Below are 14,090 nucleotides of genomic sequence, written 5' to 3'. Positions count from 1 at the left end.
TTTAAATGGTAATGCCATCTTTATGGTATTCTTTATTAATACCTTTGAGTATATCTTCCGTATAAATTTGACTGCTATTACGCTTTTTTGCAGCTATGGTACAGTACCTGAGTACGTTTATCATGCTACCTCCGGTAATTTCGTGTTCTGACGCTATCTGTTGAAAGTCTACACTCGCCATGTCAAATGTGTGGGAAAAATAATTTTGCCATAGTTGCAGCCTTTGTTCTAAGCGAGGCTTAGGAAAATAAATAATTGATTGAAAGCGCCTTAAAAAAGCACTATCTATGTTGTCTTTAAAATTTGTGGCTAGTATAACCATGCCGTCAAAATCTTCAATGCGCTGTAGTAAATAGCCTACTTGTTGGTTAGCAAACTGATCATTACTGCTTTTAACGGATGTGCGTTTTCCAAATAGTGAATCGGCTTCATCAAAAAAGAGAATCCAATTTTTACTCTCTGCTTGGTCGAATATACCAGCTAAATTCTTTTCAGTCTCGCCTATGTATTTTGAGACTACCATAGAAAGGTCTATCTGATATACATCCATCCCGGCTTCTTTTCCCAGAAGGGCTGCGGTCATTGTTTTTCCAGTACCAGGAGGCCCATGGAAAAGCACACGATAGCCTTTTTTTAGATGTTTTCGCAATAATTCATGACTCATAATATCATCTTCATGCTTCATCCATATTTTAATTTCATCTAGTTCTGCTAGAGTATGATCATCGAAAACAGCGTCTTCCCACACTAGCCGTGTAGTAATTTTACGAGCTGGGAATGTGGCAGAAAAATAAGGTTCGTATGTTTTATTTTGAAGTAGCAGGTTGAGGTATTCATCACTTATTACAGGTACTCCATCGAAGGCAGAGGCACTATCTTCCGATTGTTTTAGGTGCAATATGTTAAACTTGTAGAAGCTATGAGAAACAGAGAAATAATCTAGTAATGCAATTCTGTGTGAAAGATTTTTTCCTCCTGTAATGAATGCTACTGTTTCTAGTGTAGGAATAAAACCACTATGATAGCCTTGAGTAACGCCTCCGAATATGGTGTAACCTCGGTCATAATTTTTGTCTCTCGTGAAGAAAATATCAAAAATATCGGGCATAGCATGTACGGCAAGTGACATGCATAGAATTATGCGTTCTGTCGCTCCCCATTGATGCGTGTGGACTAGCACAGCGTACGGTGAGTTTAGCTCTAAAGCGGGTGGTGGTGATAGTGGGGTACTATTTTCGTTTCTTTCAAAATATGAGCTTATGCGTTCATCAATTATACTTTGGAGCCATTCTAACTCATTTTTAAGCGTGTTATGTTGTGTTTGCTCTTTCAAGGGGGATAAGTTTTCCATAGTATAAATAATAATAGTAGGCTATTTTTTCTACTTAGACATGGAGTAAACTACTGCCTATTTAAAATTTAGTGGCCTTTGAAACTCTTTAATGACATAATATAATAAAATTTTAGGGGTTTGGAAGATTGGTTAACGTCTCTAAATGCCCAAAAGCATCTCCTTTTTAAAGAGGAAGTAATGCAATGATCTGATCTATAGTTATTTTAAGTAATGATCTTTTTAGTAAATGTTATTTCTTTTTTTAGATTAAAAGAGGCTCTTCTTACGCCATTCCACACTGATTATTTTTTGCATCCAAGAATGCTTTATCGTTTTGATAGACCATGGCAAAAAGTCAATTAGAATATCTTTTCCGCTTTCTTTCACCTTTACTTCCCAGTTATGCGTTGTTTCATGCAAAAATCCATCGCGCATTAAAAAGCCTTCTTGCAAAGCTTCAACCGAGTCGCTTTTTAGTTTATCCCAGTTTTGTAATACTCCTATTAGTAATTGCTCTGATATCTGCCTTTCTTTTTCAGTAAGTATTATTTCCTCTTGCAGTGGATAGGCCAAGTCTACACCACTAAGAATTTTTGCCATTAGCCTATCATCATCTGAGGCTATGGTCTCGCCACATGCCATATAATGTAACAATTGTGCGGCTCTTGCAGCAGTCTCACTGTCGTGAAAAAAGACTTTTTTGTCTTCATAGGTCATTTCCAGCATTTCAAAATAGCGAGGTAAAAAGTTTGCGAAAATGACCATGCCTACATTTTTGATAGGTATTTGATTCTTTTTTAAAGAAAAAGAGGTGGCCCAAGGTTTGTTTAATGTAGGGCGCGGCTTTATCGCAGTTTCTTGCTCTACAATGTATTTTAGAGTAGTAAGCATGAGTGTGGAAATTCGCTTTTCTGGACTATAGGTTTTCAGTCCTTTGTGTAATCGTTCATAAATATCAGGGACTATTCGCTTTATTTCTTTGAAATAGCGTACCAATAAGGCTGAGACATCGAAGGAAGGTGTATGGTTATTTTTGAGGTCAAAAAATAACATTTGATAAGCAGGCAAGGTATAAGTACTTCGTTCCTTCCCACTCCATACATGTTGCATAATACCAATGATTCCTTCCATCCAAGCATATATATCACTGGTTTTGCAGTTGTAAATAAATGCCAGCACATGAACGGGAAAAGTTTCGTTGTGGAGTAGAAGCTTTTTTAATGCCAAAGGTCTTGCCAGCGCATCATGCAATGACCTTTTTAAGGATTCTGGTTTTGTGGTTGCTTCTGATTTAAAGGTATCGAGAAGCTTATCATAATTTAGTGTGCCTGCTGTGTGAGAGATAGTTCCGTATTGAAGATAATGAATAATGACTGCGATATTATCTTGTTTATAATTAACCTGTTCAACAGCATTCCATTCCTTATGCTCTATCTCATTAGTATTTTCGGCCTGTTTTTGAGAGGCAAAAGTCAATTCTTCTTTTAGTACCCACTGTAAGACTGCAAGCTTTGTCTGGCCTCTATTTATTTGTTCGTCTATAAGTACTAACACCTGTTGTAACCATACGTCAAGATTTATTTTATATTGCTTACCAATCCGTTTAGTAGCCTCGTGGGTAAATACCTTTGCTGTGAGGCTGCCTTTATTCTTGCGCATGATCTGATATAGGTAGAGGTACAATTCGGGAGCATTATTATATGCTAATGAGGGGTACTTGTTTTTAGCTAGTTTTTCAACCATAGTTGTGAAACCTACAATATAGCCTTCCATTCCCGGGACAAGTAGATTTACTAACCGATTGAAGCCTGATAAATCGATGACGGATATTAACTGTTCGATAAGGTGTCTTTCATCGGGAGAATTGTTTATGGCGCGAATAAGTATAGGAAGGTTTTGCCACTGAAAAAGGGCTATCAATCGCTTTTTCTCCATAGCAACGGTAGTGTTTGATACTTCTAAGGTGTGCCACCAAGGTAATTTTTGGTATCTCAATACATAAATTAAAGTGTCGGTTTCAACTTGTAAACTAGCTTCTCCAGTCTTATTTTCATTGTGTTGATTTAATCCTTCTACTATTGCCGATTGTTTTGTCTTTCTAATTTTCGCCCATCGTTTTACCTTTTTTAAATCAATATTAGTCTCCTGCGCTATTGCTTTTATCCATACAGGTCTTAACTGTTCAGGCCTTTGATTCTCCCCCGTTCTCAATAGAGATGTTGATACCACAACATCATAAATATGAAGCAATTGTTTTCGGGGTAGTTTTAATGCTTTTACTATCTTCCCTCCTTTTGCCAGTTGTGATCTTTCAGCTGTGAAGTACTGGCCGTAATTACTAAGCAATGTCCATACTTTTTGAAGGCATGCTGTGCTGACAGTGCTAACGAAAGTTCTTACGAGTTGATCATTTTTACTGAACGTACGTAGTGTTTTTAGAGTATAGGAGTCTACATGATTAAGGTCTTTTTCAATCAGTAATTGCCACTCATTTTTACTTTTAACAGCATTATTATTTCCAAGTAAATATTTTTTTAGCTGGACACTAAATGTTTCATATTTTGTCTCATAGGTTATATTTTGTGTTGTTGTACTTTGGGTGTGGTAGTTTTTTAATATTTGTTGTATTACGGGATCAGTTGCGGTATCAAAAGTAGTTAGCCACTGTTCTATTTGTGTTGTAGAGAGACTGAAGTGGCCAATAGTTTCTTCAATAAAAGATGATATCATTTTCTTCTTGTGTCGTTGCAGTGTAGGTGCTAATACACCTTTTAGCACAGTTACTTGTAAAAATTCATGCCACTGCACTGCTGTAGTGAAAAATGGCTTTCTTAATACTTCAGAAAGAGAAATGAATGGTTTAAATCGGTTGTAAACTTGTGCGTTAAGCTTCTTAGCTAAGCTATATACTTCAACAGGGGCCATTAATTGTACCCATGTTTTAATAGCATGAGGCATTTTACTTACCTGGCGAAGCACCACAAGGCTGGAAGGCTGCTTCTGTTGAGTGTCAACTACCAGCCATTTCTTTAGTTTTTCTACCTTCACTATCGGTGACCATTTAGGTAGATGCTGATATTGTAAATAAAACAGAAGTACTGCCTCCATGGTACTGGTTTCTTGTTCAGGATCTGATGTGTCTGAGGCAGTAAGTTTGTAACCTATTAATGCTTGCTGAAAAGGTTGATAATGAATGTTGCTTAGCGCGCCTAGCCATTTTGTTATTGCGGCTTTTTCAGTTCCTACTTCTTCAGTAACTTGACGCAGTAGGTAAACTGAAAATTGAAAAGCAGAAGCACTATAGTTGGGCTTTAGTGCTTGTGAAAGCCATAAAAAATACACATATCGCTGCCAAGATCCATGACCTGTTGGACGATAGTGATGGTCTGCCTTTAGATGTGGCAAATGGCTAATCATTTCATAATGGCTATTATAAGCCGTAGGGGCCAACATCCGTATAAGCTTAAGTACTGATGTGCTGCTAACGGAAGCTAAAAGACGTAATTTGACTTGATGGTCAAGGTGCCTTTTACGAAGTAAACCTATTAATAATTGCGGGCTATTCGCTACTACCTCTTCTAATTGTAGTGTAATGGACTGGTCGTCTGTTGTAGTGCCTGATAGTAGTTTTCCAGTTTTTAGATAATAGGCAACTACTGGCCACTGCATTTGGCTATCTGTTTTTGTGATTCTATTGACCGTTCTTGTAGCTAATACTCCTTTTTGTAAATAATGGCGATCTATTACATTTTTCCATACTTTATGCTGTGCACCAGAGACTATCTCCAGCCATAAGCTATTTTCGGGGTTTACTGTGAATGCTCTAGATATACTTTTCAGTATGTTGATAGCCATGAGTTCTAATGTTAGATGTCCTGCCTTATGCCACAGTGAAGAAAGAAGTTGTGAGTGTAAATGAATCTTTAGTTTAGCGTGTGCTATTCCTGTTGCTTCAGCTATAGCTCTGGATGGAAGAGCTTTAACCAACTTTTCGTATTTGGGGTAAGCATGGCATTGAGTGTGTCTTATGAATTGTTGAAGCTGCCTTTTGTTTAACCTTTTTAATATTTCAATTTTATAATTGGTGTGGTGTGAGAATCGATTAAACCACTGTGCTAAATATTGCAGTGCTGCCTTTTCTAACATAATGGTTGACACTGAATCAGGTAAGGATGGGTATGGTACAGGTAGCCCCCACACTTTCCATTGAATATTGAGAGCTTGTAGTAATTGCTTATAGGTTTTGAAATGCCCTGAAGTGGGTAATTGGTGAGTTCTAAGAAAGTAGCTTACTACATCTGATATTAGAAAAATATGATGATTACTCCGTTGATTGAGCGGTACGTGGGGTGCATTTTTGCCGACAGTCGTAATTTTTTTGCCAGCCCATTGATAAAAATGGATGTATTTTTCATTAAATAAAATACTGTCATTTGTGTTGCTAGTTTTATCGCTAAATAGCTGTGTTAATGCATCTTTCTGGTAATAATTAAGAAAAATAGTATCATAAAAATCTATAATAAACCTGTGATGACTAATTTGATATTTACGAGAATACCAATGCTTTAATAATGATGCAAGTACATGATTAAATTGCGGGAGCGTCTGTAATTGCCTTTTTTTAAACATATGAATCAGCAGTTCATATTCTTTTTTACATTCTTTTAGGGTGGATATACGCAAAGGCATTAATAGCGTAACTAAACTTGTGAGCTGAGAAATATTTGATAGTGGCAATATAGAGAGCCAGAAAGTAGAGTGAATAGATAACGTCAAAAAACGTTTTTTCCAAAACTCCTTTTCCGCTAAAGTATTGCTCAGAGCCTTCCGATATTTTTTTTCAGAAAAATTAAGCTCTTTCATCCCACTTTTGCCTTGAGAAATTAATAGTGAAATATAGGTAACATCATTTATGTGATGGTCAAAAAGAGCTACAGATTTGTTGCTCAGGTTATTAAAAATATATGAATGTATTTCAGTCGTGTTATTACTTGAAATGGTATTGGCAGGAATAGTGAATGTTGGTATTGTTTGCTTCAGGGATTTGACCAATAGTATGTTGAAGCTTTTTTGATCAATGGGTATCGACAGTTCTGATGCTGTAATGTTGAAGAATGCAAAATAGAGGTTGCGGACTTTACCTTTATGTTTTTGTATAGTGACTTTAGCTTTTTCTGAATCAAAAATACTGATAGTATATGGCCTCCAGCCTGAGTCCGCATAAAGTAATTTAATAATCTGATTTAAATGTTCTATTTTCAAATGGTAGCTGAGCCTGTAGCGTACTGCGTATTTGGGCCATACCTGTTGTAGTGCCCGTGTAAGAGCTTCTTTGTAATGTATAAGTAAATAGTTTACCCATGCATCAATATTAGTGTTTTTTGCTACTATACCAGTTTCAAGAAAGTTAATTACCGCATCTATTTTTCCTAAATGCGTCTTAAAATTGGTTGGAGCTGTAGTGGTAATGCCAATAAGGCTTTTATGTGATGTGTGCCATGAGTTTTCCGAATACTGATGATAGATAGTTGCGGCTATATTTTTAAATAATTTAGGTTGCAATGGAAGTATTTGATGGCTTAAAAGATCATATATTACTTTGATTTTCTTTTCTGTGCTGCGGTATGCTTCAATATATAAAAGCCAGTAAATAATAAAAGATGAAGAGCGTACAAAACCTGATAATCCATAGGTTATAAGTGTTCTTTCAATGTTTTTGAGTTCAATAAGAGTATCGTGGAGCGGGTGTATGTGGCCAAAGAGTTGATTTAATGTCGCCAGACTTAGCTTTGGTGCCATCTCTTGCCTAAAATTTGGATCAGATATCTTACTTAATGCCTCCTCAGCCCATTGTATTTGTGTTTTTCGTGGCGTATCCTGCCACACAGCATCCGGAAATAGATGTGACAATAGTGCTGTGGTTATTCCTTCCTCCGATATCTCATTATGGGTATGTTTGTTTTTCTGTATTGTTGCTCCCTCATGGTTGATTTCATATTCTTGAATCATCATTTTCTCTATCAGACCATAAAGCATTGGACGCAACTGTTGTTGCATTCTCTTTTTACCACTTGCAGTGTTCCATACCAATCGCAATGCATTGGCTAGTTCAGACGGTTTTTCAAAAAGTAGTTTTTCAGTATAGTTATTGAGATCAAAATGAGGAAGTTGCTCTAAATGAGATTGGTGACCTTGCTTGAAATATTGTGCTAGCATACCAGCTTGGCTAGTAGTAACGTCTTGTATTTGGTAGTTGTCTGTGCTTAAAACGTGCTGCGACAATACCTTTAATTCTTTTTTCAATAGCTGAATTACACGCTGTTGGTACTGTTCGCCAAAGCCATCAGAAGGCAAATGGCCCAAGTCCAGCGTTATACGATCAAAGGTAATCCATTGGTCTGCAGGTATATATTCATCAAATATTTTTTCTAGCTTCCGAAGCATTTCTTCTTTAAAAGCATAGATTTCTTTACTTACGGGTTGGACTTGCTCTACTGAAACTTGGCGTAGTTTAAAGGTAAGTTTATCAATCTGATGGGCTGATGACATGTAATGTAAGGGCTTAGATCATTGGTGTCTTAAAATATAAGTGCTTACTTCCATATCATAACCAAATGAAAGCATGGCAATGAAATTAATAAGTGTTAGCCTAAAATTAAAGTACTTGGTGCACTTATTAATCTTATAAGAAACTTGAAGAAATAAGGCAATAGAAGCTTATAGCATTAAAGAATACAGATATGTATGATCATTCATTTTATGATCAGGTAACTTGTTTTAAGGCTTTGATTATGAGTATTTTATATTGATTTGTCTCATGTGGATTTGATTTTGCCCCTTAGCATTGGACACGAAAAGGGATTCGTAACTAACGCTACTAGATAATATTGATTAATTTAAAAAATTATCCAAACTCCTTCATATCGAAGGAGTTTGGATATTTACTACCATCCGCCACCAAGTGCTTTGTAGATGTTGATGCGGGCGAGTTGTTGTTGCTTGTTGATATTTATTAGTTCTAGCTGTGTTTGCAATGAGTTTTGTTGAGCAAATAATACTTCAAGATAACTTGCCTTTGCAGCTGTGTAAAGTTCTTGAGAAGCGTCTACAGCGCTTATCAAAACCTTCTTTTGCTCTTCTTTTAATTCACGAATTTGAGCTAAATTTTGAATATTCGAAAGCGAATTTAAAACCTCCAAATACCCGTTAATAATGGATTTTTGATAATTATACATAGCCGTTAGCTGGTTGGCTTTGGCCATATTGAACTGGGCTTTTAATGCATTTCGGTTTATTAGTGGAGCAATTAATCCACCTGCTGCCGAATAACCGATAGATGATGGCGTTTTAAATAAGAATTTAGTATCAAAAGCCTGCCACCCCAATGCCGCTGTGATGTTCACCTGCGGTAGAAATGATTTTTTTGCTGCTGCTAAATCAAACTTACTAGCTTCTAACTCCATTTCGGCTTGCCTTATATCTGGTCTATTGCTCAGCATATTTGCGGGTAGACCCAAGTTCTGAGTAGGGTTAGCTGGTTTTAGTAAATTACCTTTCTCTCTAATTATAGGTTGAGGAAAACGTCCTAACAGAAAGTTGAGTAGGTTTTCAGTTTCGGCTGTTTGCTGAATAAATTCAAATTTTAGAGCGCGAGATTGTATAAGTTGAGCTTTAAATTGCTGAACAGCTACTTCATTTACTCTTCCTACTTCTTTCTGAAGTTGTACCACTTCCAGTGCTTCTTCTTGTTTTTTGATAGTATTATTAATTACCTCAGTGGTATTGTCAAGGGCAAGAAGTTCGTAATAGTTCACGGCTATTTCCGCTATCAAGTTCGATTCTACCAAGCGTTGACCTTCAACCGTAGCTAAATAGTTAGCCACAGCTGCACTGCGTTGATTTTTCAATTTTCCCCAGGCATCAATTTCCCAAGAAGATGTGAGTCCCAGAAAATGATTTTGCAATGGATTAGGAATGATTTTCCCCGGTTCGTATTCTGTAGTTGAATTACCTGCATAATCAGGTGTATAGCGCCCATAACGTTCTATACCACTAGTAATATCTGCATTTACTTTTGGCAAAATGTCACCTTTAGCTATACGTACAGTCGCACGAGAGGCTTCAATTTTTTGAAGCGCCACTTGTAAATCAAAATTATTGACCAATCCAGTTTCAATTAATGATATGAGATGCTCATCATTGAAATATTTACGCCAATTAATAGTGGCCATACTAGTTGTATCTGTGGCTGTGTTGGCCACAAATGTTTGTGGTAATGGTGGCTTGGAAATTGACAGTTCAGTATTTAGTGTTTTACAGCCACTCAATACAAGCAGCAGCGTATAAAACAATAATTTATATCTATGCATTACTAATTTCATTTAAGTTTTTAGATAATTTGCTTTCTTCTTCATCGCTTTTGATTTTATATCTTTCAGCAAGAGTAGCGAAAATTAAAAATAGCCCTGGAACGGCTATTACACCGATTATGGTGCCGAACAGCATGCCACCAAGAGCAGCCGTACCAATGGTTTTATTACCCATTGCTCCTGCTCCTGTGGCCGTTACTAAAGGAATAAGCCCAGCAATAAACGCAAATGATGTCATTAAAATGGGTCTTAGTCTGAGGCGGGCTCCTTCAAGTGTGGCTTGCCTGATAGAAAAACCTTCGACCTGTTTTTGAGATGCAAATTCAACTATAAGAATGGCATTTTTACCTAGTAAACCAATGAGCATAATCATTGCTATTTGGGCATAAATGTTGTTTTCTAAACCAAATAGCGTAAGAAGGAAGAATGCTCCGAAAATCCCTACAGGTAAAGAAAGTATAATGGGCAAAGGCAAAATAAAACTTTCATACTGACCGGATAATATGAGGTAAATAAACAGTAAGCAAATGAGGAAAATAATTAAACCCTCATTTCCAGTATTGGCCTCGTCATAAGAAATGCCCGACCAAGCTATTTCAAACCCTCGCGGGAGCTTCTCCTTTGCGGTTGATTCTATTGCTTTTAAGGCATCGCCACTACTAAAGCCTGCGGCTTCTTCACCATTTAAATCGGCCGAATTATACATGTTATATCTCGTGATCTGATCTAGACCATAAGATTTTTCTAGGCTAACGAAAGATGATAATGGCACAAGTTCGTCTTTGTTGTTTCTTACTCTCAGCCTTAGCACATCTTCAGGGTTGGCTCTGTACTCTGGTAGTGATTGTACCATAACCTTATAAGTTTTACCAAACTTTATAAAATTGGAAGCATATTCACTGCCCACAAAAGTGGAGAGTGTGTTCATTGCATTATTTACTGTTACCCCTTTTTGAGCCGCTTTATCATAATCCACATTTAATGTATACTGTGGTATGCTGGCATTGAAAATAGTAAAGCAATTTGCTATTTCAGGGCGTTCGGTTAAATCCTTGACAAATTGATGAACTACCTTCTCCATCTCTTTAAAGTCATTCTTACCTGTTTTGTCCAATATTTTAACCTCAAAGCCACTGGCATTGCCATACCCTGGAATTGCAGGCGGTGGGAAAAAGTTAATCTCGGCTCCTTTTATGTGATTCGTCTTTTCTTTCAGCACATCAATGATTTGATCTACTGATGATTTTCTGTTTTTCCATTCTTTTAAGTTAATCAAGAAACTGCCATAACTAGCTCCTGTACCGTCAGACAATATATTGGTTCCTGCCAGTGATGAAATGCTCTCCACCTCTTCTATCTTCTGCGCTTCTAGAGCAATGGCATCTACCACAGATTTGGTTCTTTCTAATGTAGAGCCTGGTGGAGTAAGCACGTTAACATAAAACATGCCCTGATCTTCATTGGGAATAAAACCTGTAGGCAATATTTTACCTAATAGTCCGGTGCTTATTATGAAAATTAAGATTACAGACCATGTCACTACCCTTCTGGAAATGATCTTGTCGAGAAGGTTTTTATAGCGGGCTTCTAGGTTGTCATACCATGAGTTGAACTTCCCGAAAGCTGCAGAATACCAAGCTTTTCGGCTCTTATCAGGGTGTTTTAACAAGAGGATACAAAGCGCTGGCGCTAGTGTTAACGCTACTAAGCCTGATAGTACAATGGCAATGGCCATAGTGAGTGAGAATTGGCGGAAGAAGATACCAGAAGGCCCTCCCATAAATGCTACGGGTACAAATACGGCCGACATCACCATTGTTATGGTAATAATGGCTCCGCTAATTTCTGCCATGGCAGCCTGTGTAGCTTTTCGTGCACTGAGCTGAAGTTCTTCCATTTTGGCATGTACAGCTTCTACAACTACTATAGAATCATCCACTACAATACCAATAACTATTACTAATGCGAATAAAGTAATGAGGTTAAGCGAAAAGCCTAAGAATTGCATAAAGAAAAAAGTACCAACAATAGAAACGGGCACGGCTAATGCAGGAATTAAGGTGGCTCTCCAATCTTGTAAAAATACAAATACGACTAATGTTACTAGTAAAAGAGCTTCTATGAATGTTTTCACTACTTCATGAATGGAGGCATCCATAAATCTAGAGATATCATAACTTACCTCGTAGTTCATTTCTGGAAGAAACATAGTTGCTTTTAGTTCTTCCATGCGCTTTTTTACGTTATCAATGACCTCTTTTGCATTAGAGCCCGGTAGTTGTTTTAGTATGATTGACGCGGCTGGTTTACCATTGAACTTTGCTTCTACATCAAAGTATTCAGTGCCAAATTCTATATCGGCTACATCTTTTAATCGAAGTATTTTTCCTTCAGCAGTAGACTTGATTGGCATGTTTTCATACTGTGCTGTAGAATTAAACCTGCCCGTATACCTCAGTACATACTGTAATGTAGACCTATTCCCTTTGTCTGAGTTCTCCCCCACTTTACCCGGTGAAGCTTCCAAGTTTTGTTCCTCTATGGCCGAGAGCACATCCTCTGCCGCTATATTGTACGCTTGCATTTGGTCAGGCTTTAGCCATATTCTCATAGCATATTCCTTAGCTCCTAGTATATTAGCGTAGCCCACTCCTTTTATTCGCTTTAATTCAGATAGAATATTGAGGTCAGCAAAGTTATGGATAAACCTTTCGGTCATTTCTGGATTATCGCTATAGATGTTTAGGTACATGAGAATAGCATTTTCCTCCTTACCAATGAGCACACCCCTTTCTATCACTTCGGGCGGTAGCTGGCCCATTACATCTGTAATTCTATTCTGTACATTTACTGCCGCCACATTAATATCCGTTCCGGTTTCAAAAATTACCTGAACGATACCTACACCATCGTTGCCCACATCACTGCTCATGTACTTCATGTCTGGTACGCCATTTATGGCTCGTTCCAATGGTTCAATGGCAGCCTTTGTTACCGTTTCAGCATTGGCGCCCTGATATTCTACCTCTACATTTACTTCTGGAGGAGCCACAGAAGGAAATAGAGTCATGGGCAATTGAAATATTGACAGTATTCCTAAAAACACTATGACCAGAGAGATCACTATCGCCAATATTGGGCGATGAATTATATTCATTTTCATAGAGATTAGGGTTATGGATTAAAAGATGCTAATTCGGGGTTGATCTTGTCGCCTTCCCTTAACTGCTGGAGTCCCTCATACACTATTTTGTCTTGTGGTGTTATACCTGTACTTACCACAAAACAGTGAGGCAGTCGTAAACTGGAAGAAATATGTTTTACATGTAGGATATTGTTTTTGTCTAGCTGGTATACACATAAATTTTCTTGCCTGTCAAAAGTGGCTTGCTGAGGTATTAACATTACCTGTTTTAGCGGGTAGGTCACTTGTATTTTTCCTGTAGCGCCATGTTTTAATAATTGGTCAGGGTTAGGAAACTTGGCTCTAAAGGCAATGGTGCCAGTAGTTTTATCAAATTCACTTTCTGTGGTTTCAATTCTTCCTTTGTAAGGATATAATTTGCCGTTGGCCAAGATTAAATCTACTTCGTTTGATTGTGCATGATGATTATTTACAAAGTCTAAGTAGTCCGTTTCTGACACATTGTAATAGGCCATCATTTCACTGTTGTTAGAAATAGTGGTGAGTAGTGTGCCTTCTGCTACCAAGCTGCCAACTTTATTAGGAATTCTATTCAATATTCCGCCAAATGGGGCTTTAATATCAATAAATGACAATTTTAAATGGGCTTGTTCTTCCAGAACTTGAGCTTCTTCTAATTGAGCCTCTACGGCTTCTTTTTTAGCTATTATTAGAGAATATTCTGCTTCTGAGATATAATTTTTATCTAATAATTTTTTTGAACCCTTCCTTTCTATTTCTATAGCATTTAATTCGGCAAGCAGGCTTTTAGTTGCCGCTTTGGCACTTTTTAGATCCTGAATAAATTGAGGGTTTTTGATGGTAAAAAGTTTCTGACCTTGCTTTACCGTTTGGCCTTCGTCTACATAGATGTTTTCAATAAAACCATCTATCCGTGATCTTATTTCCACATTTTGTTTGGCATTTATTTCCGCTACATAATTGCGTGTGTAGGCCGTATCTGTTATTAGTGGAGTGATTACCTTGTAGGTCTCCAGTGCTTTTTCTGCGGTTTTTGTAGAGCAAGAGCACATAAGCTGTACCATAGCTCCTATACCTAGAAGTATTATTAAGTTCTTCATTAAAATGTATTTTATAAATATGGTTATGGGTAGCACCCAATGATTTGTGGGACCTTAATTATTTAAATAATTAGGTCGGTAGAGTTTGAGGAATTTGCATAGCAGTGCCAAGCTGTTTTAAA

The 14,090-nt window shown here is 37.3% G+C and carries 5 protein-coding genes; all 5 read right to left on the bottom strand.

Features of this window, described 5'->3' with window-relative positions:
• Position 1: 1 nt before the first annotated feature.
• The 5 genes from ACXACQ_RS17320 to ACXACQ_RS17300 all read right to left on the bottom strand — a co-directional run bounded on the left by ACXACQ_RS17320 (position 2) and on the right by ACXACQ_RS17300 (position 13,968).
• The gene (locus ACXACQ_RS17320) at positions 2–1,351 is read right to left on the bottom strand and encodes an ATP-binding protein (RefSeq protein WP_474977227.1); all 1,350 of its coding nucleotides are present in this window, start codon (positions 1,349–1,351) and stop codon (positions 2–4) included.
• Positions 1,352–1,600: 249 nt separating this feature from the next.
• Entirely contained in the window at positions 1,601–7,882 is a 6,282-nt protein-coding gene (locus tag ACXACQ_RS17315; RefSeq protein WP_474977226.1) for a contractile injection system tape measure protein, read from the bottom strand.
• 395 nt (positions 7,883–8,277) lie between these two features.
• The gene (locus ACXACQ_RS17310; RefSeq protein WP_474977225.1) at positions 8,278–9,702 is read right to left on the bottom strand and encodes a TolC family protein; all 1,425 of its coding nucleotides are present in this window, start codon (positions 9,700–9,702) and stop codon (positions 8,278–8,280) included.
• The gene (locus tag ACXACQ_RS17305; RefSeq protein WP_474977224.1) at positions 9,695–12,865 is read right to left on the bottom strand and encodes an efflux RND transporter permease subunit; all 3,171 of its coding nucleotides are present in this window, start codon (positions 12,863–12,865) and stop codon (positions 9,695–9,697) included. Before ACXACQ_RS17305 ends, ACXACQ_RS17310 begins: the two co-directional genes overlap by 8 nt.
• 11 nt (positions 12,866–12,876) lie before the next feature.
• Entirely contained in the window at positions 12,877–13,968 is a 1,092-nt protein-coding gene (locus tag ACXACQ_RS17300; RefSeq protein ID WP_474977223.1) for an efflux RND transporter periplasmic adaptor subunit, read from the bottom strand.
• Between the last annotated feature and the right edge of the window lie 122 nt (positions 13,969–14,090).

Source organism: Fulvivirga sp. AWR4_260 (assembly GCF_056158185.1).
Note: the sequence above shows the minus strand (reverse complement) of the source record. Positions and strands in the feature narration are given on the sequence as shown.

Excerpts from the sequence above, each read along its gene's own strand:
- ACXACQ_RS17320 (WP_474977227.1), bottom strand. The coding sequence starts at position 1,351 with ATGGAAAACTTATCCCCCTTGAAAGAGCAAACACAACATAACACGCTT.
- ACXACQ_RS17315 (WP_474977226.1), bottom strand. The coding sequence starts at position 7,882 with ATGTCATCAGCCCATCAGATTGATAAACTTACCTTTAAACTACGCCAA.
- ACXACQ_RS17310 (WP_474977225.1), bottom strand. The coding sequence starts at position 9,702 with ATGCATAGATATAAATTATTGTTTTATACGCTGCTGCTTGTATTGAGT.
- ACXACQ_RS17305 (WP_474977224.1), bottom strand. The coding sequence starts at position 12,865 with ATGAAAATGAATATAATTCATCGCCCAATATTGGCGATAGTGATCTCT.
- ACXACQ_RS17300 (WP_474977223.1), bottom strand. The coding sequence starts at position 13,968 with ATGAAGAACTTAATAATACTTCTAGGTATAGGAGCTATGGTACAGCTT.